The following is a 19,972-nucleotide window of genomic DNA, read 5'->3' on the forward strand; positions in this document are numbered from 1 at the left end:
GCCTGATGAAAATTGGGCCGGATAAAGTCGCAAGCGTTATATTTCCAGCGCCAGTCGGGTGCCCTGCGCGATAGCGCGTCGGGCGTCCAGTTCTCCAGCCACGTCGCTACCGCCGATCAGATGCACTGTTTTACCCGCCGCCTGCAGCGGCTCTGCCAGCAATCGGTTAGGCTCCTGACCGGCGCAGATAATCACATTATCCACCGGCAGCGTTTGCGCTTCGCCGTTAATCTCCACGTGTAGCCCCACGTCATCAATTTTTTGGTAGCTCACGCCTGGGATCATTTTTACCCCACGCGAAAGCAGGGTAGTGCGGTGGATCCAGCCGGTAGTTTTGCCCAGCCCTTCGCCAGGTTTACTGGCCTTACGTTGCAACATCACGATTTGCCGTGGGCTACGTGCTAGATGTGGCCCTTCCGGGCGCAGGCCGCCAGCCTGTTGCAGGCTGGTATCGATCCCCCATTCGACGCAGAACTCGGCAATATTCTGGCTGGTCGGGCTGCCGGGCTGGCTGAGATACATGGCGGTATCAAAGCCGATACCGCCGCAGCCGATAATCGCTACGCGTTGGCCTACCGGGGCTTTATCACGCAGCACATCCAGGTAGGTCAGCACTTTTGGGTGGTCGATACCGTCGATCGGCGGCGTGCGCGGAGTGATCCCGGTGGCGAGAATGGTCTCATCAAAGTGCAGAAGATCGTCGGCGCTAACCCGCTGATTGAGCTTCAGCGTCACGCCGGTTATCTCGATCATCCGGCGGTAGTAGCGCAGCGTTTCATAGAATTCTTCTTTGCCCGGGATCTGTTTGGCGATATTGAACTGACCGCCGATCTCGGCGTTGGCGTCAAACAGCGTTACCTGATGGCCGCGCGAGGCGGCGTTGATGGCAAATGCCAGACCCGCAGGGCCCGCCCCGACGACCGCCAGATTTTTGCTCTTCGTGGCCGGTACGATCGGCATTTTCGTTTCGTGACAGGCGCGTGGGTTCACCAGGCAAGAGGTTACTTTGCCGACAAAGATCTGGTCCAGACAGGCCTGGTTACAGCCGATACAGGTGTTGATCTCGTCGGCGCGGCCGGACTGCGCTTTTGACAGCAGTTCGGCATCGGCCAGGAAGGGGCGCGCCATCGACACCATATCGGCATCGCCGCGCGACAGAATGTCATCCGCCACCTGCGGATCGTTGATACGGTTGGTGGTCACCAGCGGGATCGTCACGTGGCCTTTCAGCTTGCGCGTCACCCAGCTAAATGCGCCGCGCGGTACTGGCGTGGCAATGGTGGGGATCCGCGCTTCATGCCAACCGATCCCGGTATTGATGATCGTCGCACCGGCGGCCTCAATGGCTTTCGCCAGCAGGACGGTTTCATCAAAGGTGCCGCCGTTATCCACCAGATCGAGCATCGACAGGCGGTAGACGATAATAAAATCTTTTCCCACCCGCTGACGCACCGCGCGCACTACCTCCACGGCAAAACGCATGCGGTTGGCATATTCTCCGCCCCACTCATCGTCACGCTGATTGGTGCGTGCGGCTAGAAATTCGTTAATCAAATACCCTTCTGAGCCCATCACCTCCACACCATCGTAGCCAGCTTCACGCGCCAGCTGAGCGCAGTGAGCAAAGTCATCGATCAGGCCGAGGATCTCATCATGCGACAGCGCGTGCGGCGTGAAGCGGTTGATAGGCGCCTGTAAGGCTGAAGGGGCAACCAGCTTTGGCTGATAGCTGTAGCGACCGGTGTGTAGGATTTGCAGAGCAATCTTGCCGCCTTCCTGATGCACTGCATCGGTAATGATACGGTGATGGGGGACCTGGCTTGCGTCGTTAAGCATCGCACCGCCCGCCATCCCGACGCCGGTGGCATCAGGGGCAATTCCGCCGCTAACAATCAGCGCCACGCCGTGACGCGCACGCTCGGCGTAGAAAGCCGCCAGCCGCTCCGCGCCGTCGGGATATTCCTCAAGCCCGGTATGCATTGAACCCATCAGCACACGGTTTTTAAGCTGGGTAAAACCCAGATCGAGCGGGGCGAACAGCGACGGATAGCTCATAAGAATGTCCAGTATGTGAAATTATTGTTATGTGGTCGGATGAGTTACTAATTTAGCCGTCGGCGGGAAAAAGGGAAAAGGGGAATGCGATGATTGTGATGGGATTCAAAGAACGCCCCCGTTACCGGGGGCCGCTCTCACAGCGAGGTGGGGGAAAGGACGACCCGCTTACCGAGCGCATCAAACAGATGAAGGTGGGCTTCCTGCACGGTCAGGGTCAGCGACTGCCTGGATGGGAAACTCAACTGCTGGAATGATTTCAGGCAAACGGAGTGTCCATCGATATCCAGCCAGACCAGCGTAGAGTCGCCCTGAAGTTCACACAGGCGGGTGCGTCCGGTGAGGCTAAAATCCCCCGGCTGCTGATATTGCATATGCTCCGGACGAATAGCGACGAACATTTTGTCTCCTTCCCGGACGCCAGCGGGCTTTCGAGAGAGCGGGAAGATGATGTCATCAGTGATATGCAAAGTGCCTTTACGCCACACGGCGGGCAGGATATTGATTTTCGGCGTGCCGATAAACTCGGCGACAAATAGGTTAGCCGGCGCGTTATAGAGCTCAAGCGGTGTACCGACCTGTTCTATTTTGCCTTTGTAAAGCACCACAATACGATCGGCAAGGGTCATGGCTTCGACCTGATCGTGAGTGACGTATATCATGGTGTTTTTCAGCGTGCTATGTAACTGCTGGATCTCCTGGCGCATCTCCACCCGCAGCGCGGCATCGAGATTGGATAGCGGTTCATCGAACAGGAACAGCTCGGGTTTCTGGACAATTGAACGCCCGATGGCCACGCGCTGCCGCTGACCGCCGGAGAGATTCTGCGGCAGCCTATCGAGCATTTCCTCCAGTTTCAGCATCGTGGCCGCATGATCAATGCGCCGCGTGATTTCGTCCGCAGGCGTTCGAATGTTGCGTAAACCGAAGGCGAGATTCTCGCGCACTGTCATATGGGGATAGAGCGCGTAGGATTGAAAGATCATTGAGAGGCTGCGTTTCCCTGCCGCCAAATGGGTGACGTCTTTCTCCCCCATCATGAGTGTGCCGCTATCAGGCATCTCCAGCCCGGCAATCATGCGTAGTAGGGTCGACTTTCCGCAGCCGGAAGGGCCAACCAGAACGATAAATTCCCCCGAGGCGATCGTCAGTGACAAATTCTCAATGATGGTGGTTTTATCATATTTTTTATGGATATTGCTCAGATAAAGGGCGGTCACATTGCTCTCCTGGCGGCAATCAATGCCAGCAGTTCATCGGTTTTTGTCGCCAGTAGCTTCGCGTCACCACGAGTTTCAACGTTCAGACGTAGCAGCGGTTCGGTGTTAGACGTGCGCAAATTAAAGCGCCAGTTGGCAAATTCCAGGCTCACCCCATCGCAGTCGTCATACCGTGGTGTTTGAGGCTGATAGTGTGCGGTAATGCTTTTCAGGACCGCGGCGGGATCGTTGACTGTCCGGTTAATCTCGCCTGATACCGGAAAACGCGCCTGCGCATCGGCAATAAAGCCAGACAATGGCTGATGGCTACAGCCAATGATTTGTAGCATCAGGATCAGGGGGATCATCCCGCTGTCGCAGTAGCCAAAGTCGCGGAAATAGTGGTGCCCGCTCATTTCGCCGCCGTAAATGGCATCTTCCTGCCGCATCCGGGCTTTGATAAAGGCGTGCCCGGTTTTGCTGATGACCGGCTCTCCGCCGTGGCGTGCGATGATTTCGAGAGTATTCCAGACTAAACGGGGATCGAGGATCACGCAGCTGCCGGGCGACTGCTGTAAAAAGTTCCGGGCAAACAGCCCCACCAGGTAATAGCTTTCGATAAACATGCCGCGCTCGTCAAAGAAAAAGCAGCGATCAAAATCACCATCCCAGGCGATGCCAAAATCGGCGTGATGTTCAAGAACCGCCTGTTGGGTGGCCAGCCGATTTTCGGCGAGCATGGGGTTGGGGACACCCGCAGGGAAGCGCCCATCTGGCTGATGATACAGGCGGATGAACTCAACCGGCACTCCGGTATGATTGAGTGCCAGCGCTAGCGCATCGAGCGCTGGGCCCGCCGTACCGTGCCCGGAGTTGACCACAATCCGCAGTGGGCGAATGAGGCGGAGCCTGAAAAAACGCAGCAGGCATTGGATCCAGGCCGGTCGGTTGTCGTAAGCGGTGAGAACGCCCCGATGAACGGCGGGGGAGAAATCATTGTTTTCCGCCAGGGCTTTGATCTCTAGCAGTCCGCTATCGTTGCTAATCGGGCGGGCGTCTTCACGTACCAACTTCATGCCGTTGTACTGCGCAGGGTTGTGGCTGGCAGTAATCTGGATACCGCCGTCCGTACGCAGCTCGCGGGTCGCAAAGTAAATTTCTTCCGTTCCCGATAGACCGATATCCACCACATCAACGCCGCTGGCCATGAGCCCTTCGGCGAGTGCGGCCTTTAGTGCTTCTGAGCTCAGGCGAATATCAGCTCCGATGACGATACGTCGAGGTCTTAGCCAGGCGGCGTAGGCTCGGCCAATCCGAAAGGCGATCTCCGGCGTGAGTTCGCTGCCGACTACACCGCGAATGTCATAAGCTTTAAAACAGGTCAGTTCATCCATAATCCACTCTTCTGTTAAGCGATATGTTCTCAGGCCGTTTCCCTTACGATGAGCTGATATTCCAGCGCATAGTGGGTTATCGGCCCATTTCTCAGGAGTAATTCCACGGCGATTTCACCTTTTCGTTCTGCATCCTGGGCAATCGTCGTCAGTCCAATGCCATTCACCTCTGGCGTCATGTTGTCGAACCCGGTGATCGCGACGCGCTGAGGAATAGGCAGGTTATTTCGCTGGCAATAATTCACGGCACCAACCGCAAAACGGTCTGACAAGCAGGTCAATGCAGTAATTTGGGGGTGTGTCGTCAGCAAGGCTTCTGCGGCAAGCTCGCCATGGTGTTCATCGTGCTGGGTTTCGCACAGCCAGCTATCGTTCAGCGGGATAGCCTGTTCATGAAAGACTTCCCGACAGGCGTTTACGCGGGTCAGCATCAACGCGTTGTCGCCGGTAATTGGGCGTTCAAGATGTCGTAATCCCTGCACGCCCGGGCGTGAAGAGAAGGCGATGATGCCAAAGTGGCGGTGCCCTTTTTGAATCAGGTATGTGGCGATATCGCGCATTGCGCAGGTGTTATCAATAGACACGCTGCTGTACTGCGGTAGCTGGAAGTCGAGCGTCACGATAGGAAGGTGACGAGCGAGCGTTTGTTGAATGACCGCGGCGTTGTTATAGGTGGCATTCAGGATATAACCGTCCACCAGCGTAGTGAGGGAGGCCGTTTGACACGCATTTCCTTTTTGCAGCGGGATCAGTACCAGATTGATATTTTGTTGTTCACAGCGTATCGCAATCCCACGCATGAGTTTAATGTCATGCGAATCGATAAACACATAGCTCATTGAATCGTTGAATATGACACCGATAGCATCTGACTTGCCGGTTCGCAGTGCGCGGGCAAGTTTATCCGGTCCCCGGAATCCTAATGATTCAGCATACGTTAATATACGGTCGCGTAAATCCACTGAAAGTTTATCTGGATTATTCCAGGCATTAGATACCGTGGTATGAGAAATATTCATTTCTTTAGCTAATGATTTAATGGTGATCCTACCCTTTCTGGCGTCTTTATATTTATCAGGCATTGTGTTTTCTTATTTTATATTTGCTGTGATTATATTTATTAGGTTTTTTATTGCGTTAATGGTCGCTGAGTTTATCGTTAAACAAAAATGATTTTGTGATTTGTTTAACGATAAACATAAATAAGGGGTGCTAGTTTACGCCACATTAAAAGCAGGGTTGTGGTAATCCAATAATCGTAATTCAGTGCCAGGGAGGTTAATTTTGAAATATTCAACGGTTGCTAAATTGACGACGTCAATATTACTTAGTCTCTGTTTAGCCGGCTGTGGTCCGGATGATAAACAAGAGGTGCAGGATGGCGCAAAAACCCCGATTAAAATGTGGGTTGCACCGAATGAAAATGAAGAAGCTTTCTGGAATAAAATGGTCACGGAGTGGAATAAAGACGCCACGCATACGCCCGTTGAATTTACCACTATTCCTGCGGCGAATAGTTCGGAAGAAGCCATTATGAATGCGCTGGCTTCAGGAACTGAACCGGATATTTCCAGCAATATATTTATTGGTTTTGCCAGCCAGCTTGTTGATGTCGGGCAGATAGAAGATTTATCTAAAATGCCTGGGTTCAATGAACTGGTGGAAGCTCGCCAAATGACCGCGATTCTGCCCGCCTGGAAGCTCAAAGGTCAGCAAAACGTCCTGCCCATTTATATCAATCCTATCGTTTGGTGGTGGCGGGGTGATTTGTTGAAAAAATATGGCTTCGACCATGTCCCAACCCGCTATGACGATCTGTACCAACTGGCTGCACGCCGGGCGGCGGACAATAATGGCTATGTGATGCAGCTAACCGCCGGTAAAAACTGGTGGGAGCGCTGGTTTGACTTTATCCCACTGTATTACGCGCAGAGCGGTGGCAAAACCTATATTGCGGATAACAAATCTGACTTCAACAACCCCGCGGGCCATGCGGTCCTGACGTTTATGGGCAACGTGTTTGCAAAAAAGTGGAGCAGCTACGACTTCACCGCTGCTGATGATCCGCTGGCAACCGGGCAGGTTCTGGCTTCTGCGCGCGGCCCATGGGATCTCGCTCGCTATCGTAAGCAGTATCCTGACGTGCTGAAAACCATCCAGATTGGCCCTATGTTAACGGAAAGCGGCACGGGTCATCCGCATACTTTCGGCGATAGCAAAGGTATGGTGATGTTCAGCTCCAGCAAACACAAGGCCGAGTCGTGGGCGTTTATCCAGTGGGTTTTTGGCCATGCGGAGCATGACCGCAGTTGGCTAGAGTTAACGGGGATGCCGCCAGCCCGTGCCGACCTGATGACCAATCCTCTGTTTACCCAGTACTTCGCCCACAACCCACTTGAGAAAGATATTGCCTCTTACGTTGATGTGGCGCTGCCACCGGTAGCGACCACGCAAACCACGGAGATCCAGCGCAGTATGACGCAGATGCTTGAACGGGTGATATTTAACCACGATGAACCGAACAAAGCGCTGGCGCAATCCCAGCAAGAAATCAACGCGCTATTGGCCAGGTAAGGGGGATAAATGGCCGGATATGATTCCCGTACCGGAGGCCTGTTGGCCTCCGTATGGATGGGCTATTCACTACTGTTCTGGTTTTACCCGTTAGCCTGGCTGTTGGTGCTGAGCGTTACCCATTGGCAATTTATCGGTATGCCTCGTTTTACGGGGCTGCAAAATATGGTTGGCGTGATTAATGACCAGCTCTTCTGGACGTCAATGTGGAATATCTGTCGCTTTCTGATGTGGTATTTGCCCATTGTTTTTATTTCTTCGCTATTGTTTGCCGCGGGGTTGAAAAGAATTAAATATGGGAAGGGTTTTATTGCGCTGAGTTTTTTACTGGCAAATATCTCTTCGGGCGTGGCCTATTCGATAGTGTTTGCCAAGCTATTTAGTGAATATGGGCCGGTAAATCAATTTTTAGGCGATTTTCTGGGTGTTTCCGTCCCCTGGTTTACAAATCCGGATTGCGCCATGTTATCCATCGCGTTGATTGTTACCTGGAAGTTCGTCGGTTATTACGGTCTGATTCTTTACTCTGGAATGCAGTCTATTCCACAAGACATCTATAGCGCGGCGGTGTTGGATAAAACCGGGCGGTTTAAGCAGGGCTGGGCAATTACGTTGCCTATGATGAACCCACAAATCGTGATGGTTATGGTGCTGGCAATTACTGTGGCATTCAGCATTTTCACCGAGCCTTACTTAATTACCGGCGGTGGGCCACTCAACAGCACGACCAGCCCGATGGTCGTGATGTATGAAGCGGCTTTTCAAAATATGAAACCGACCTGGGCCGCTGCAATGTCAATCATTGTTGCTGGATGTAGCTTCCTGGCTATATGGCTCTTCCGCAAACTGTTTGAAAAAAATATCGAGATTGTGTGAATGAAAAAACTCACGCCCCTGAGCCTGTTAATTCATACGGTGATGTTTTTACTGGCGCTAAGCTGGCTCTATCCGTTTGTCTGGATGGTGATCTCTTCATTGAAACCCACGGCGGAGATCTACACCACCAGCCTATTCTCCGGGCATTTAACGCTGGGAAACTACGCTTTTCTATTTGATAACAGCCAGCGTGCGGATAAACCCTTTCTGCGCACGCTGTGCAATTCACTGTTTGTTTCGGTCACGATCACGGCCAGCGTGACCGTGACCTCGATGCTGGTGGGATACGCACTGGCGAAGACGGAGTTTCGCGGTAAAAACGCGTTTCGCAATTTGCTCATTGTGCAGATGGTATTCCCGGTCTTTATGTTCATCATTCCACAGTTTGTACTGATGCGGGAACTGGGGCTGATTAACGGTTACAGTGCGATGATCCTGCCCTATGCCATGAGCGCATGGGGCATTTTTATGGTGTCCCAGAGCTTTAAAGGGACGCCGAATGATTACCTGTACGCCGCGCGTCTCGATCACGCCACTCTGTGGGGGATATTGCGTCATGTGATGATGCCGCTGAATAAATCCATTCTGGCGATTGTCGCGCTGTTTACCTTTTCCAGTTCATGGGACAACTTCCTCTGGCCGCTGATCGTCATGCGTGATGTCGACAAGATGCCGTTCTCGGTGCTGCTGGCAACCTTCAGTAAATCTTACGGCGTTTATCTGGGGCCGGTGATGGCCGGCGCGGTGGTGCAAATGCTGCCCGTGGTGGTGCTGTTTATTCTGTTCCGCAAATATTTCCTGCAAGGCATGTCGCTCTCACTGAAATAAGGAATGTGCCGGTGAACAAGCAACCCTGGTGGCAGGCCAGTACCTGCTATCAAATTTATCTCCCGTCTTTTTGCGACGGTAATGGCGATGGTCTGGGGGATTTTCCCGGGCTTTTGACGAAAGTGGACTACCTGAAAGCGTTGGGTGTGGACGCCATCTGGATCACGCCATTTTATCCGTCGCCGTTGGTTGATAACGGTTACGACATCAGCGACTACTGCGACGTTGATCCGCGTTTTGGCACGCTACTCGATTTTTGTGCGGTGGTCGAACGCTGTCATGCCTGCGGTATTCGGGTGATTATCGATCTGGTCGTCAACCACGTATCGTCACAGCATCCCTGGTTTCAAGATGCATGGAATAATCCAGCCAGCCGCTATCGGGACTATTTTCTGTTTAGCCAGCAGCCTAACAACTGGCAGTCATTTTTTTCCGGTAGCGCGTGGTGTGTGGAGCCGGACACCGGCCAGTATTACTACCATAAATTTGCACCCCAGCAGGTCGATTTAAACTGGCAAAACCCACAGGTTGAACAGGAGATCTTTCGGGTTATCGATTTTTGGAAAGCACGGGGCGTGGATGGTTTTCGTTTTGATGTGATCAACTTTTTGACGACCAACGGTATTGGCCCCGATAACCCAGAAGAAAACGGCGAACAGCGGCATCTGTTTGACATTAACCAGCCTGCAATTATCGACACATTACAGCGTTTATGCCGCCACGTAAGGCAACACGATGACACCTTTCTGATTGCCGAAATTGGCAGCGATGAGCTGGATATTTTGGCGCGCTACCAAAGCCTTGATCTGATGGACGTCGTGTTTAATTTCAATATAGGTAGCCAAAAAACCTTTGATATCGCGAGGTTGGGTGCAGAGATTAACGCCACTCAATCGCAGCAGTCAGGCCCTCCCACGCTTTTTTTCTCCAGCCATGATATGCCACGCATGATTAGCCGCTTTGGCGAGGGGCCACGCGACACCGAGCGTGCGCGAGCCGTGCTGGCACTCCAGCTCACCGTGCGCGGCGTGCCGTTTATCTTTCAGGGCGAAGAGCTAGGAATCACCAATTACCTCCCCGAAACGGTGGAACAGATCTTCGATATTCAGGGAAAAACGCATTATCAAACGGCGCTACAACAAGGATTCAGTGCCGATGACGCGCTGGCTAAGGCGATTCAACACTCGCGCGATGGCTCTCGCGCTCCGATGCTGTGGAGCGACGCATCGTTCGCCGGTTTTTCCTCCGTGGCTCCGTGGATGCCCGTCAGCGCCGACTTTCCCCAGATTAATGCCGCACGCCAACAGCAAACAGCAGGTTCACTGTGGCGGGATTATCAGACGCTCATTGCGCTGCGGGCAACAACGGAAGCGCTGTACGCCGGAGACGGCACCCCGCTTATCCTCACTCAGGAGTGCGTGTGGTTTACTCGAGCCACCTCGAATGAACGGATTTGGGTGGCGATCAATTTTGGTGTGCCGGTGCTCAATCCCTGGTGGAACATTGCCGCGGATGTGCTGTACGGGCTGGACACTCAATGGCTAGAAAAAAATCAAATTCTGATGAAAAGGAAAGTTCATGAACAGACACAGCAATAACCCGCTGATTACCCCAAAAGATGTGCTGCCTTCTCTTGCGGGACGCAAAGTTGAATGCGTCTTTAATACAGGCGTTAGCGAATATCACGGCGAAATTATCCTGCTACTGCGCGTTGCCGAGAGCGTGATCAATCACGATCCGCAGAAGATAGTTGTGCCGCTGCTTGAATCGCATGCAGACGGTTGGCAGCAGACGACGAAGACCTTTGACAGAGGCGACCAACGCTATGATTTTAGCGATCCGCGAACCATCGTCTTAAAGAGCGATCCAGCACAGGTATGGTTGACCTCGATGTCCCATTTGCGCCTTGCGCGCAGCCGGGATGGCGTGCATTACACGATTGATGACAAGCCTTTTATCGTCGCAGATAGCCGCTATGAAGAGTTTGGTTGTGAAGATGCTCGTATCACGCACATTGGCGATCTTTGGTATATCAACTATTCGGCGGTGTCATCGCTGGGGATCACCACGGCACTGGCGACAACCCGTGACTTTCTGCACGTTGAAAAGCACGGCTTAATCCTCTGTCCGGATAACCGTGATGTCTGTTTTTTCCCGGAAAAAGTCGCCGGGCGCTATATGGCGTTAACGCGCCCAGCACCATGCCACTTTGGCCACCCGGAAATCTGGATCTGCGAGTCTCCCGATATGCTGCACTGGGGAAACCATCGCCATTTGCTTGGGCGCTCAGGGGATGCATGGGATTCGCGAAAATCGGGCGGTGGTGCGCCGTTGATTAAAACGGATCGCGGCTGGCTCGAGATTTATCACGGCGTCGATGCGGATCAGCGCTATTGCCTGGGAGCACTGCTGCTGGATCTGCATGACCCGATGAAAATTCTGGCGAAATCTCCGGTGCCGCTGTTGGAGCCTACCGCAGCTTATGAACGGGAAGGCTTTTTCGGTAACGTGGTCTTTACCTGCGGGGCGCTGGTACGTAATGAGATGCTGCACGTTTGGTACGGCGCGGCGGATGAATGTACCGCGCTAGCCACGCTCCCGATGGATGCGCTGTGGAAGCACTTAGGGCTGGCATAATGCGCGAAGACGTGAGCGAACTTTATCGCCGCTATCGCCTCCAGGCTCGGCCGCGTAGCGGTGGAAAAATGATTTTCCACGGTGTGGACGGCTTTGATGTCTATAACCCGACGGCACCTTTTCACGTGGCTGGACGCTGGTATTTGGCCGCGCGCGTCGAGATGCGCGATAGCGAACGCTCTCGGGTGCTTTTTTTTGCCTGGGATGGCGGCCACCATGCCACTTTGCAGCCCGATCTGCCCGAGTTCATTCTGCAGGATCCTTTTGTGGCGGAAATTGACGGGCGGCTGCTGTTTGGTGGCGTTGAGGTGGAGTATGCACCTGATGGGGTTCCTCTGCGCTGGCGTACCCGGTTTTACATTGGTCATACGGTGAGCACATTACGTCTTCTGGCAACCGGTCCTTGGGGAATGAAAGATATCCGCCTGGTATCGCTGCCGGATGGTCGTATTCTGGTCTTTACCCGTCCACAAGGGGAGGTTGGAGGGCGGGGGACGATAGGCTGGGTCATCATCTCCAGTTTGAATGAACTGAATGCGTCGACGATTTCCCGTGCCAGGCTGATTCCTCATCTTGATGAGCAATATTGGTGCGGGGTCAATTCAGCCTATTGCCGTTCCGAAGGGGATGTTGAAGTACTGGCGCACGTTGCCCGATTTGATGAGATGGGAAATCGGCATTATTACGCCGCTCGCTTTATCTTTGATTATCACCGCGGTACCTCATCGGCGATGGAAATCATTGCCTGTCGGGAGGATTTTCTGCCTGGGGAATGCAAGCGTGAGGATCTACGGGACGTCGTGTTCCCAGCCGGATTACTGGAAACGGAGCAGGGGGGGAGGCGTCTGTTTTGCGGCACCAGCGATTGCGAAGTTCAGTGGCTGGATATCCCATCGCCATTTGGCGATAGGTGGCAATAAAAACGCCCCCCTACCGAAGTGGTAGGGGGCGTGAATTTACTGCTCGGTAGCTACCTGATGTTGACTGACCCGCAGAGCTGCCAGCGCGTTACGCGCCGCTTTCAGCACCTGGTCGCACTGTTCCATCGTCAGGGTCAACGGGGGTTCAACGCGAATGGTCTTGGCATTGTTGAGCGTCCCGGCAACCAGCACGCGCTGGCGGAACATTTCGCTGGCAAAGTTATAGCCGATTTCGTTATCGACAAACTCAATCGCCATCAGCATCCCTTTACCGCGCGCTTCGCGCACCAAATCCGGGTATTCACGCGCCATGCTGCGGAAGCCATCCAACAGAATATCGCCTTTCTGCTCAGCCTGAGCGGGGAGATTTTCGGTCAACAGTACGTTGATGGTCGCCAACGCGGCGGCACAGGCTAGTGGGTTACCGCCAAAGGTCGTGGTGTGCAGGAATGGATTGTCGAACAGCACTGAGAACACCTCTTCCGTGGCGATAGTGGCGCCGATAGGCATTACGCCGCCGCCAAGTGCCTTCGCCAGACACAGGATATCCGGCTGGACGTTCTCATGTTCGCAGGCGAACATTTTGCCGGTTCGTCCCATCCCAGTTTGCACTTCGTCAAAGATCAGCAACGCGCCGAACTCATCGCACAGTTTACGAACCGCGGGGAGATAGCCCAGAGGCGGCAGAATGACGCCACCTTCACCCTGGATAGGTTCAAGGATCACCGCTGCGACGTCATCACCGGTTTTATGGCATTCGCTGAGCATGGTGCGCAGGGCATCGATATTACCGAATGGCACATGGCGGAATCCCGGCAGCAGTGGCATGAACGGCTTACGGAAGGTCGATTTTGCCGTGGCGGACAGCGCCCCAAGCGATTTGCCGTGGAAGGCCCCGCTGGTGGCGATAAAGGTAAATTTGCCGCGTGGCGATTGATAAGCTTTGGCCAGTTTTAACGCCGCCTCCACCGATTCGGTGCCGCTATTGCTAAAGAAGCTGTACTTCAGTTTACCCGGTGCCAGTGCTGCCAGCGTTTTGGCGAGCATGGCGCGCAGAGGATCGAGCAGTTCCTGACTGTGAAGCGGCTGTTTTGCGAGTTGATTCTGTACGGCGGAAACCACCACTGGATTACGGTGCCCCACGTTGAAAATACCAAAACCGCCCAGACAATCCAGAAACTCCTGGCCCTGGGTGTCGACAAGCGTATTTAACCCTCCCGCTTGCCACTCTACGGCTCCGTAATCCCCACCGGCTGTTACAGATTTTCGGTACTCTAAAAACCCCGGATTCACATGTTCTTTAAAGTATTCCCTGACCTCCTGGTTAAGAGCTTTCATCTCCTCATGTGAGAGCGTTGTCTTCTCAATGAGATTCAGTGCGTGTGCGCTGCAGGCCAGAGCCGATGCGCTGGAAGGTAACCTGTTCAAAATGTGCTCCCGGGGCTCACGTATCACATGATACTGAGTTAAGTATTGCAGGGATTACGCCACTTCAGCGGTTGCGATGAAAATCGGGATAAATGCCAGGGAAAATCACCTCTGTACAATATTTAATCGTCCAGCGGGGCGGGAGGCGCGAAAAGGCGGGGGATGGATTGCGTCATCGATGTGCAGCGTGCGCTAGCGCGGTGCGCGTTTTGCGCCAGGGTTGCGCGCCTTGTAAAAAGTAGGGCTTTTGTCGATTTTGCGATCTAACGCAAAATTAACAATTAAGGTTAATTAAATAACCTCCGATATAACAATTGTAATACATTTTCTTTCCGCACCTGAAAAGGATGTTCGTATGTCTACCCTGTCCGACCAAAACCAGCATGAAACTGTGCTGGACGATCACATCACCCTCATGTCGACCACCGACCTCAACAGCTACATTACCCACGTTAATGATGCCTTTGTGAAGATAAGCGGTTATAGCCGCGAAGAGATGCACGGCCAACCGCATAACCTGGTGCGCCATGCCGATATGCCGAAAGCAGCGTTTGCCGATATGTGGCATACGCTGCAGCAAGGCGAGCCGTGGACCGGCATTGTGAAAAATCGCCCGAAAAGCGGCGGCCATTACTGGGTGCGCGCGAACGCCATTCCCCAGGTGCGTAATGGTAAAACAATCGGCTATATGTCCATTCGTACCAAGGCCAGCCCGCAGGAAGTGGAGGCCGTTGAGCCGCTGTATCAGGCGCTGCGGGAAAACCGTAGCAATAAACGTCTGCATAAAGGTCGCGTTATCAGTAAGCGCTGGTGGGGTAAGCTCTCGGCGATGCCGCTGCGCTGGCGGGTCAGAAGCGTTATGCTCGGGCTGTATCTGCTGCTGGCCGGGTCGCTATTCGCACTGAATGCGCCATTTGCCGCGGTACTGGCGTCGGCGCTTTTGCTGCTGCTGACGACACGGGTGTTTGAGTGGCAGATTGTTCGGCCGATTGAGAATGTTACGCGACAAGCGCTGTGCGTGGCGACGGGGGAGCGTAACAGCGTTGAACAACTGGATCGCAGCGATGAATTGGGGTTGATACTGCGCTCGGTTGGCCAGCTTGGATTGATGTGTCGCTGGTTGATTAATGATGTTTCAAGCCAGGTGAACAGCGTCAGCGATGGCAGCGATGTGCTGGCACGCGGTAACGATTCGCTGAATCAGCGGACGCAGGAAACGGTAGAAAATGTGCAGCAAACAGTCACCACCATGAATCAAATGGCGGCCTCGGTGCAGAATAATTCCCATACCGCGGCACAGGCCGATAAGCTCTCTCTGGCCGCGAGCGGAGCGGCAACTCAGGGCGGGCAGGCGATGCATCGGGTGGTGAAAACCATGGAGGATATTGCCGATAGCACGCAGCGCATCGGCTCGATCACGACCCTGATTAACGACATTGCTTTCCAGACTAATATTCTGGCGCTGAATGCCGCCGTTGAGGCTGCTCGTGCCGGTGAGCAGGGCAGAGGCTTTGCAGTGGTGGCCGGTGAGGTACGACATCTGGCGAGCCGCAGTGCGACGGCGGCGAATGAGATCCGCCAACTGATTGAGGCTAGCGCCAGTAAAGTGCAGTCGGGCTCTGAGCAGGTTCACGCTGCGGGGCGCACGATGGATGACATTGTCTCCCAGGTACAAAACGTCACTCAGCTGATTGCACAGATTAGCCAGTCAACCTCAGAACAGGCGACGGGACTGTCAGATTTGACGCGTGCCGTCGCTAAACTTGATGAGATCACCCAGCAAAATGCCGGGTTGGTGGCGGAGAGCGCGAGCGTGTCGGCGATGGTGAAACGCCGCGCGAGCCGCCTGCAGGATGCGGTTACCGTGCTGCATTAATCCAGCTGCGAGATATCCAGCGCCGCGCGGTCAATGAGACCAATAATCTGTTTAAGCTGCGCGTCGCTGATATCGCCTTGATTGACTTTCAGATCCAGTACCGCCTTGAAATTGTCGAGCGCGCGCTTCATCTGCGGGTTTTTACGCAGCTCGTGCCCCACCATTCTTGCCTTCAGCCGGGTCTGGATTTGTTCCAGGTGTTCATGGCTTTCTTCCAGAAGCTGACTTCCGTCAGCGGTAATTTCAATTTTCTTGCGTCCGCCATCTTCTTCCTGGACGGTGATTAACCCCTGATCCTGTAACAGATCCAGCGTGGGATAGATGACGCCCGGGCTTGGGCTGTAGTGGCCTTGGGTCAGGCCTTCAATCGCTTTAATCAGTTCATAGCCGTGACTAGCGCTTTGCTTGAGGATGTTGAGGATCACGAGGCGGAGCTCGCCGTGCCCAAAGAAGCGCTGTCGGCGACCGCCGCCGTGGCCTTCACTACGTCCGCCGCGATGTTCACAATCGGCATGCTCGCCACGATGGCCACGGCCGCGATGTTCTGCACCAGGGAAAGGTCTCATACGGTGTTCCTTTGTGTTGTTAAGATATATCTAACTTATATCTAATTCTATATCTTTAGCAATATCTAAAAGTGATTTTGTTCCAGTTGTTTGATATTAAATGACTTATTTTTTATTTAATCATTACTGATATGACATGGTTTTTATATCATAAAAAGTGCTTGCATTCTTTTCAATTGGCAATCATTATCATTTGCAAAGTTTTTAGATATATCTATTTTTGAGAGAAACGCCAAATGAAAGAGAACAAATACCCACAGCGCGTACGCAATGAGCTTCGTTTTCGTGAACTGACCGTATTACGCGTTGAGCGCGTGGGCGAGGCCTTTCAGCGCATAGTGCTGGGCGGCGAAGCGCTTGAAGGTTTTAGCTCACGCGGTTTTGATGACCATACGAAACTGTTTTTCCCACAGGTGGGGACAACATTGACGCCGCCAACCGTCGGTGACGAAGGTATCGTTTGGGCCGATGGTGTTCGCCCACAGGCCCGCGACTATACGCCGCTGTATAATGCGCAGCGTCATGAGTTGGCCTATGACTTTTTTATCCATGACGGTGGTGTTGCCAGCCAGTGGGCAATTGAGGCTAAAGCGGGCGACACGCTACTGATCGGTGGCCCGCGCGGTTCGTTGGTGGTGCCAGAGGATTACGCCTGGCAACTGTATGTCTGCGATGAAACCGGGATGCCCGCGCTGCGCCGTCGCCTGGAGGCATTACGCGAGCTGCCACAATTCCCCCAGGTCACTGCACTGGTGATGGTGCGTGATGAAGCGGATAAAGCCTATCTGGCCGGGTTTGACGAGTGTAATATCGAATGGTTTACCCGCTACGATGCTAACGCGGTTACCGCGCGTCTGGCGCAGCTAACGGTACCTGAGTCAGACTACTTTATTTGGCTGACGGGCGAGGGGAAAGTGGTGAAAGGATTGACCGACGGTTTCGTTACCGAAGCGATGGATCCACAATTGATTCGTTCAAGTGCGTACTGGCACGCAAAATAAGCCATCAGCAGGCGCTTTTGGCGCCTGCTTCACCTGCTCACTTTCTCTCCATACCTGAATCACTGCGCGCACTTCCATTCGGCGTCATTTATCGCCGCTTACCCTCATAAGCCAAACGAGAGCCGTATTTTCCACACTTTTTATACTCCTATCTTTCGGCCTGTTTTGGGGCGTTTATTGTGTTTGAAAATAGAATATATTATTGTTTTATATTAATAATTAACCACTTATTAAGTCTGGTAATGATGTCAATTATCTTTTTGCTGATGCCAATAAAAAATCTGTAAAAGTAGATGTTTATCGACTTTTCGTCTAAAAGTATGGGGTCACGGGCTAGACATGACCATAAGATGGTTATCGGATGGTTAAAAAATACCGCGTTAGATGTAAAACATCGACAAAATTAAAAAATGGCTAGTCCGCTTACACAACTTACACGCGTTGCGGCGCACCTTCTCTGGAGAAACTATGCATTCCTCTGTTAATAAAAACGAAAGCCGAACCTTTTTCGGTCACCCTTATCCGCTGGGGTCGCTATTCTTTACCGAAATGTGGGAGCGATTCTCGTTTTACGGTATCCGTCCATTACTGATCCTGTTTATGGCGGCGACCGTATATGACGGCGGCATGGGACTGGCGCGTGAAAATGCCTCGGCAATTGTCGGGATTTTTGCCGGAACAATGTATTTGGCTGCTCTGCCGGGCGGCTGGTTGGCGGATAACTGGCTCGGCCAGCAAAAGGCCGTCTGGTACGGCTCGATTCTGATTGCGCTGGGCCACCTGGCTATCGCACTGTCTGCCTTTATGGGTGACAACCTGTTCTTCATCGGTCTGATGTTTATCGTGCTGGGTTCCGGGTTGTTTAAAACCTGTATCTCGGTAATGGTTGGGACGCTGTATAAGAAGGGCGATGCGCGCCGCGATGGCGGCTTCTCCCTGTTTTATATGGGGATCAACATGGGATCGTTTATCGCCCCGCTGATTTCCGGCTGGCTGATTAAATCTCACGGTTGGCACTGGGGCTTCGGTATCGGTGGGATCGGCATGCTGGTGGCGCTGGTTATCTTCCGCATCTTTGCCGTACCGGCGATGAAACGCTACGACAGCGAAGTTGGGTTGGATTCAACCTGGAACAACCCTGTCGCTAAAAAGCGCGGTGTCGGCGCATGGCTGGTGGCGCTGGCCGTCGGCGTGGCGGTGATTATTACGCTGATCGCACAGGGTATCATTGTGATTAACCCGGTGGCGGTGGCGAGCGTGCTGGTGTACGTGATTGCGGCATCGGTAGCGCTGTACTTTGTCTATCTGTTTGCCTTTGCCGGCCTGAGCCGCAAAGAGCGCGCGCGTCTGCTGGTGTGCTTCATCCTGTTGGTCTCCGCCGCGTTCTTCTGGTCCGCATTTGAGCAGAAACCGACCTCCTTTAACCTGTTCGCTAACGATTATACCAACCGTATGATCGGTGATTTCGAGATCCCTGCGGTATGGTTCCAGTCAATCAACGCCCTGTTTATTATCCTGCTGGCTCCGGTATTTAGCTGGGCATGGCCTGCGCTGGCGCGTAAAAACGTGCGTCCTGGCAGTATCACCAAGTTTGTTATCGGTATTCTTTGCGCCGCGGCGGGCTTTGGTCTGATGATGCTGGCGGCTCAGAATGTGCTGAGCAACGGTGGGGCTGGCGTATCGCCAATGTGGCTGGTGGGCAGTATCCTGATGCTGACGCTTGGTGAGCTATGCCTAAGCCCGATTGGTCTGGCAACCATGACGCTGCTGGCACCGGAAAGAATGCGCGGCCAGATGATGGGGCTGTGGTTCTGCGCCAGTGCGCTGGGTAACCTGGCCGCAGGCCTGATTGGCGGTCACGTGAAGGCCGACCAACTGGATATGCTGCCTGACCTGTTCGCCCGTTGCTCTATCGCGCTGCTGATTTGCGCCGCCGTTCTGTGCGTGCTGATTGTGCCGGTACGCCGGATGCTGGAAAACAGCAAATCCAGCACGGAGCAGAATTCCGTCACCAACGCGTAATCGCTTTGAAATGACAAAAGCCAGCGCTTATGCGCTGGCTTTTTTTATGCTGAATGGCGTCACCATGATGAAAAGTGAGGTAAAAATCGGTTTTAGCTCACGAAAAAGTGCAATAACGTGAGCTGTTTCTTTGTAATGACCGCCGGTTTCAGTCCATAGTATAACTTGTTTACTACGTGGTTAATTTAAGGACAAGCATATGCCAGCAGTCATTGATAAAGCATTGGATTTCATTGGTGGTATGAACACGTCTGAGCCAGTACCACAGTCCATGGATGAGAGTACAGCGAAGGGAATTTTAAACTATTTGAAAGAGTTAGGTACGCCGGTGAGCTCTGCGGCAGTGACCGAACGTGGCCAGCATGACGGCTGGAATGCCGGGTTTACGGATAAAGTCGCCAACTGGGCCGAGCGCGTTGAATCCGGCGAGCGCATCGTGATTAAACACCCTGAATTCTTCTCTGACTACATGCGCGAGGAACTGAGCGCGCTGGTGTAATCCTGCAACGTCGCTCTCACCCGCCTCGTGGGAGCGCCCGTTATCATCCGATTCAAGCAAAAAGGGCTGACGATTTCTCGTCAGCCCTTGCTGTATC

Annotated in this window: 16 protein-coding genes; 10 read left to right on the forward strand and 6 right to left on the reverse strand. The window is 53.3% G+C overall.

Annotated elements, in window-relative coordinates:
* Positions 1-36: 36 nt before the first annotated feature.
* The 4 genes from KCR01S_RS07815 to KCR01S_RS07830 all read right to left on the reverse strand — a co-directional run bounded on the left by KCR01S_RS07815 (position 37) and on the right by KCR01S_RS07830 (position 5,487).
* Positions 37-2,055, reverse strand: a complete 2,019-nt coding sequence (locus KCR01S_RS07815) for an NADPH-dependent 2,4-dienoyl-CoA reductase (protein WP_061281821.1) — start codon at positions 2,053-2,055, stop codon at positions 37-39.
* A gap of 137 nt (positions 2,056-2,192) precedes the next feature.
* Entirely contained in the window at positions 2,193-3,275 is a 1,083-nt protein-coding gene (locus KCR01S_RS07820) for an ABC transporter ATP-binding protein (protein WP_061281823.1), read from the reverse strand.
* A complete protein-coding gene (locus tag KCR01S_RS07825; protein WP_061281825.1) occupies positions 3,272-4,648 on the reverse strand; it encodes a phosphohexomutase domain-containing protein in 1,377 nt (458 codons plus the stop codon). Before KCR01S_RS07825 ends, KCR01S_RS07820 begins: the two co-directional genes overlap by 4 nt.
* Before the next feature lie 29 nt (positions 4,649-4,677).
* Entirely contained in the window at positions 4,678-5,487 is an 810-nt protein-coding gene (locus KCR01S_RS07830) for a substrate-binding domain-containing protein (RefSeq protein ID WP_244886204.1), read from the reverse strand.
* 445 nt (positions 5,488-5,932) lie between these two features.
* On the opposite strand from KCR01S_RS07830, the gene KCR01S_RS07835 reads away from it, so the two are divergent.
* The 6 genes from KCR01S_RS07835 to KCR01S_RS07860 are packed head-to-tail and all read left to right on the forward strand — an operon-like array spanning position 5,933 to position 12,483.
* Positions 5,933-7,222 carry an ABC transporter substrate-binding protein gene (locus KCR01S_RS07835; protein WP_061281830.1) on the forward strand — a complete coding sequence of 430 codons (1,290 nt, stop codon included), beginning with the start codon at positions 5,933-5,935 and terminating at the stop codon, positions 7,220-7,222.
* 9 nt (positions 7,223-7,231) lie between these two features.
* Positions 7,232-8,098: a carbohydrate ABC transporter permease gene (locus tag KCR01S_RS07840; protein ID WP_061281833.1), complete on the forward strand. Its 867-nt coding sequence runs from the start codon at positions 7,232-7,234 to the stop codon at positions 8,096-8,098.
* Positions 8,099-8,926: a carbohydrate ABC transporter permease gene (locus KCR01S_RS07845; protein ID WP_061281835.1), complete on the forward strand. Its 828-nt coding sequence runs from the start codon at positions 8,099-8,101 to the stop codon at positions 8,924-8,926.
* An 11-nt stretch (positions 8,927-8,937) separates the two neighbouring features.
* Positions 8,938-10,524, forward strand: a complete 1,587-nt coding sequence (locus KCR01S_RS07850; protein ID WP_061281837.1) for an alpha-glucosidase — start codon at positions 8,938-8,940, stop codon at positions 10,522-10,524.
* Positions 10,505-11,563, forward strand: coding sequence for a glycoside hydrolase family 130 protein (locus tag KCR01S_RS07855; RefSeq protein WP_061281839.1), 1,059 nt, complete (start codon positions 10,505-10,507; stop codon positions 11,561-11,563). The genes KCR01S_RS07850 and KCR01S_RS07855 overlap by 20 nt, the downstream gene beginning before the upstream one ends.
* Positions 11,563-12,483, forward strand: a complete 921-nt coding sequence (locus KCR01S_RS07860; protein WP_061281842.1) for a DUF1861 family protein — start codon at positions 11,563-11,565, stop codon at positions 12,481-12,483. Before KCR01S_RS07855 ends, KCR01S_RS07860 begins: the two co-directional genes overlap by 1 nt.
* Positions 12,484-12,519: 36 nt before the next feature.
* Here the strand turns inward: KCR01S_RS07860 and ygjG are convergent, their stop codons facing one another.
* The gene (gene ygjG / locus KCR01S_RS07865) at positions 12,520-13,911 is read right to left on the reverse strand and encodes a putrescine aminotransferase (protein ID WP_061281844.1); all 1,392 of its coding nucleotides are present in this window, start codon (positions 13,909-13,911) and stop codon (positions 12,520-12,522) included.
* Between the two features lie 355 nt (positions 13,912-14,266).
* Between ygjG and KCR01S_RS07870 the strand changes: the two genes are divergently transcribed.
* The gene (locus KCR01S_RS07870) at positions 14,267-15,787 is read left to right on the forward strand and encodes a methyl-accepting chemotaxis protein (protein ID WP_061281846.1); all 1,521 of its coding nucleotides are present in this window, start codon (positions 14,267-14,269) and stop codon (positions 15,785-15,787) included.
* On the opposite strand, the gene KCR01S_RS07875 is transcribed toward KCR01S_RS07870, so the two are convergent.
* Positions 15,784-16,353 carry a PadR family transcriptional regulator gene (locus KCR01S_RS07875; protein ID WP_061281848.1) on the reverse strand — a complete coding sequence of 190 codons (570 nt, stop codon included), beginning with the start codon at positions 16,351-16,353 and terminating at the stop codon, positions 15,784-15,786. The genes KCR01S_RS07870 and KCR01S_RS07875 overlap by 4 nt on opposite strands.
* Before the next feature lie 236 nt (positions 16,354-16,589).
* Here KCR01S_RS07875 and KCR01S_RS07880 point away from each other — a divergent pair, with 236 nt between their 5' ends.
* From KCR01S_RS07880 to KCR01S_RS07890, 3 genes are all read left to right on the forward strand, one after another.
* On the forward strand, positions 16,590-17,354 hold the full coding sequence (locus KCR01S_RS07880) for a siderophore-interacting protein (protein ID WP_061281850.1): 765 nt from the start codon (positions 16,590-16,592) through the stop codon (positions 17,352-17,354).
* Positions 17,355-17,822: 468 nt separating this feature from the next.
* On the forward strand, positions 17,823-19,376 hold the full coding sequence (locus KCR01S_RS07885; protein WP_061281852.1) for a peptide MFS transporter: 1,554 nt from the start codon (positions 17,823-17,825) through the stop codon (positions 19,374-19,376).
* Positions 19,377-19,575: 199 nt separating this feature from the next.
* Positions 19,576-19,875 (forward strand): DUF1889 family protein, encoded by a 300-nt coding sequence (locus KCR01S_RS07890; protein ID WP_061281854.1) that lies wholly within the window; start codon positions 19,576-19,578, stop codon positions 19,873-19,875.
* The last annotated feature ends 97 nt before the right edge of the window (positions 19,876-19,972 follow it).

The organism is Kluyvera cryocrescens NBRC 102467 (assembly GCF_001571285.1).
GTDB classification, from domain to species: domain Bacteria; phylum Pseudomonadota; class Gammaproteobacteria; order Enterobacterales; family Enterobacteriaceae; genus Kluyvera; species Kluyvera cryocrescens.

What these genes read in the sequence shown, in the direction of transcription:
- KCR01S_RS07815 (WP_061281821.1), bottom strand. Translation starts at nt 2,055, where the DNA reads ATGAGCTATCCGTCGCTGTTCGCCCCGCTCGATCTGGGTTTTACCCAG.
- KCR01S_RS07825 (WP_061281825.1), bottom strand. Translation starts at nt 4,648, where the DNA reads ATGGATGAACTGACCTGTTTTAAAGCTTATGACATTCGCGGTGTAGTC.
- KCR01S_RS07830 (WP_244886204.1), bottom strand. Translation starts at nt 5,487, where the DNA reads ATGAGCTATGTGTTTATCGATTCGCATGACATTAAACTCATGCGTGGG.
- KCR01S_RS07840 (WP_061281833.1), top strand. Translation starts at nt 7,232, where the DNA reads ATGGCCGGATATGATTCCCGTACCGGAGGCCTGTTGGCCTCCGTATGG.
- KCR01S_RS07845 (WP_061281835.1), top strand. Translation starts at nt 8,099, where the DNA reads ATGAAAAAACTCACGCCCCTGAGCCTGTTAATTCATACGGTGATGTTT.
- KCR01S_RS07855 (WP_061281839.1), top strand. Translation starts at nt 10,505, where the DNA reads ATGAACAGACACAGCAATAACCCGCTGATTACCCCAAAAGATGTGCTG.
- KCR01S_RS07860 (WP_061281842.1), top strand. Translation starts at nt 11,563, where the DNA reads ATGCGCGAAGACGTGAGCGAACTTTATCGCCGCTATCGCCTCCAGGCT.
- KCR01S_RS07870 (WP_061281846.1), top strand. Translation starts at nt 14,267, where the DNA reads ATGTCTACCCTGTCCGACCAAAACCAGCATGAAACTGTGCTGGACGAT.
- KCR01S_RS07875 (WP_061281848.1), bottom strand. Translation starts at nt 16,353, where the DNA reads ATGAGACCTTTCCCTGGTGCAGAACATCGCGGCCGTGGCCATCGTGGC.
- KCR01S_RS07880 (WP_061281850.1), top strand. Translation starts at nt 16,590, where the DNA reads ATGAAAGAGAACAAATACCCACAGCGCGTACGCAATGAGCTTCGTTTT.
- KCR01S_RS07885 (WP_061281852.1), top strand. Translation starts at nt 17,823, where the DNA reads ATGCATTCCTCTGTTAATAAAAACGAAAGCCGAACCTTTTTCGGTCAC.
- KCR01S_RS07890 (WP_061281854.1), top strand. Translation starts at nt 19,576, where the DNA reads ATGCCAGCAGTCATTGATAAAGCATTGGATTTCATTGGTGGTATGAAC.